This window comes from Mesorhizobium sp. WSM4828, from assembly GCF_055811175.1.
Window position 1 is genome coordinate 14,431 of sequence record NZ_JBVVQK010000060.1, and the last position, 2,665, is coordinate 17,095.

Consider the following 2,665-nt stretch of genomic DNA (forward strand, 5'->3'; position numbering starts at 1 on the left):
CGGCGTTTTTGGGCTTGGGGGGGGTTGTGGGGGGGGGGGGTTTTCACCCCCTAGGGGGGGGTGCCTTTTCGGGCCCGGGGGTACCCCACGGGGTTTCGGGGGGGGGCCTTTCGGGCCTTGGCCCGCGCCGTGCTGCGCACGGCGCCGTTCCTGTCGATCATTCCGGGCGCAGCACTCGTGCTGACCGTGCTCGGTGTGTATCTCACCGGCGAAGGCGTCGTCGAGACGACGGCGGTGAGGAGGAGCCTGTCGTGACGGCGCTTGCTTCGATCCGCAATCTGACGGTGACCTATCGCCGCGACGGCGCCGAGGTGGCGGCGCTGAAGAATGTCGGATTCGACATCACCGCCGGCGAGCGCTTTGCCATCATCGGTGAAAGCGGTTCGGGCAAGAGCACCTTGGCGCTGGCCATTGCCGGGCTGCTGCCGGCCACCGCCGGGATCGAAGGCCGCATCGATTGGCTCTTGCGCCAACCTGCCAGTCTTCGCGACCATGCTCCAATCGGCGGCCGTGACATCGGTTTCATCTTCCAGGATCCATCCGCCAGCCTCGACCCGGTGATGCCAATCGGCATGCAGATCGCTGAGGTCGCCTACACCCATCTCGGCCTTACTTGGTCGCAATCCTACGCCAGGGCAAAAACCCTGCTAGAACGCGTCCGTCTGCCCGACCCCAATGCCGCCCTGAGGGCCTACCCACATCAGCTCTCCGGCGGCCAGAAGCAGCGCGTGGCGATCGCCGCCGCGATTGCGGCCGGGCCGAAGCTGCTGATCGCCGACGAGGCGACCAGCGCGCTGGACACCATCGTGCAGGCCGAGATCGTCGGGCTGATCCGGCGACTAGTGTCCGAGGACGGCATGACGCTGCTGTTCGTCAGCCACGACATCGCGCTGGCCGCTGAGCTTGCAGAGCGTATTGCGGTGTTCCGGCACGGCGAACTCGTCGAGCTGGGTTCGACGGCGCAGGTGGTCGATGCGCCGGGTCACGCATACACAAGGGCGCTGCTCGACGCCAATCTCGGCCTCGACGCCGAGCCGCTGCTGCAGCGAACATGACAAGTCCTCTGCTGGCCGTCTCCGGACTGACCAAACGATACGGTCGCGGTGGCAAGATCATCGCCGCGGTCGACGACGTTTCCTTCCACATCGAACCCGGCGAGACGCTGGCGCTGGCCGGACCTTCCGGCAGCGGCAAGTCGACGATAGCTCGGCTCATACTGCGGCTCATCGAAGCCGACGCTGGCCAGGTCGAATTTGAGGGCAGCGATTTCCTGTCGCTGAACGGCGCTGCCTTGCGCGACCGGCGCGCTCGTCTGCAGATGGTGTTTCAGGATCCGCTCGCCGCCTTGAACCCGCGCGCCACGGTGGCGCGTGTGCTCGACGACCCCTTGCGCATTCATCACGTCGCCTCTCGTGCCGAGCGCCCGCGCCGTATTGCCGCTCTGCTGGAACGCGTCGGCCTCAGCCCCGGTCTCGCCGGCCGCGCCATTCACGAAATCTCCGGCGGTCAGCGCCAGCGCGTTGCAATCGCCCGCGCCATCGCCACGAAACCGTCGCTGGTCGTGCTCGACGAGGCTGTGTCGGCGCTCGACGTTTCGGTGCGCGCGCAGATCCTGCGGCTGCTGCTCGACCTTCAACGCGAGGAGCGCATCGCCTATCTGTTCATTTCGCACGATCTCGGCGTCATCCGTGCCATCGCCCACCGCATCGCCATTCTGGACGCCGGGCGGATTGCCGAGAGCGGCGATGCCCGCACCGTCATCGACGCGCCGCAATCCGCGGTCGGTAAGGCGCTGGTGGCGGCAGCGCCGAGACTGTCAAGGATCGAACAGGACGCATCATGACCGACGCCGAAGCCCGAGCCGAAAAACTGTCGCGCGAACTCGATTCCGCCTTCCGCAACCGCGCCGATCTCTATCGTCTGTTGCTCGACGAGCTAACCGCGGAAGTCGGCGCGGAAAAAGCCGAGGCAATCATGATCCGCACCATCGAACGGCGCGGCAGGGAGGTTGCGGCCGCGGCCTTCGCCGATTTCGGCCCCAACGACGCACCGGCGATCGGCGAGGCGTTCCTGGCCGTCAGCCCGGATGGTGGCCGCATGTATCCGGCCGACGTCGAACGCGGCCCGGACCGCATCGCCTTCAAGGTCAGGCGCTGTCCGCTGAAGGACGCCTGGGTCGAAGCCGGTGTCGGCGACGAAAAACTCGCCACGCTCTGCCGCATCGCCGGAGCCTTCGACCGCGGACTGTTCGAGGCGACCGGAGTGCACTTCGACAACGTCACCTGGACGCCGGGCCACGGTTCCGGTTGCTGCCACATCGCCTTGGCCAACCGGGATGCCGGCTAGAGCTGCAACTCGAGCCATGTCGGCGAAGAAGTAGAGTTCCGTTCCGTTGGGCAGCGCGGAGTCAAAAAAACCCGGCGCCATAAGGCAAGCGGGTGTTTTGATGTGTGCATCGCAAGGAATTGGTGCCGGGGCCGGCGGCGTCTTTGTAGGTTCATGGCTGTCGCCTCAAGCCACGGCAATCAAATCAATCCGAGATTTTGTCGGATTGCGGCATTCTTGTTCGTCTTCTGTAGGGAGAGTTCCGTAAGCGGGTAGCTGATGCCGTTCAGCGCTGGTTGTTCCAAGGCATAAGTGCCTCGATATCGCTGTTTGGCCAGCC

At 65.6% G+C, this 2,665-nt stretch carries 3 protein-coding genes and 1 pseudogene; all 4 read left to right on the forward strand.

Translation table 11 applies throughout. The features are described from left to right. Positions 1-123: 123 nt before the first annotated feature. A pseudogene (locus AC0L2X_RS31600) lies at positions 124-255 on the forward strand (ABC transporter permease); the annotation flags it as partial. After that, on the forward strand, positions 252-1,055 hold the full coding sequence (locus tag AC0L2X_RS31605; RefSeq protein WP_473601102.1) for an ABC transporter ATP-binding protein: 804 nt from the start codon (positions 252-254) through the stop codon (positions 1,053-1,055). The pseudogene AC0L2X_RS31600 and the gene AC0L2X_RS31605, both read left to right, overlap by 4 nt. Beyond that, positions 1,052-1,843: an ATP-binding cassette domain-containing protein gene (locus tag AC0L2X_RS31610; RefSeq protein WP_473601103.1), complete on the forward strand. Its 792-nt coding sequence runs from the start codon at positions 1,052-1,054 to the stop codon at positions 1,841-1,843. The genes AC0L2X_RS31605 and AC0L2X_RS31610 overlap by 4 nt, the downstream gene beginning before the upstream one ends. Next, on the forward strand, positions 1,840-2,346 hold the full coding sequence (locus tag AC0L2X_RS31615) for an L-2-amino-thiazoline-4-carboxylic acid hydrolase (RefSeq protein ID WP_473601104.1): 507 nt from the start codon (positions 1,840-1,842) through the stop codon (positions 2,344-2,346). Before AC0L2X_RS31610 ends, AC0L2X_RS31615 begins: the two co-directional genes overlap by 4 nt. The last annotated feature ends 319 nt before the right edge of the window (positions 2,347-2,665 follow it).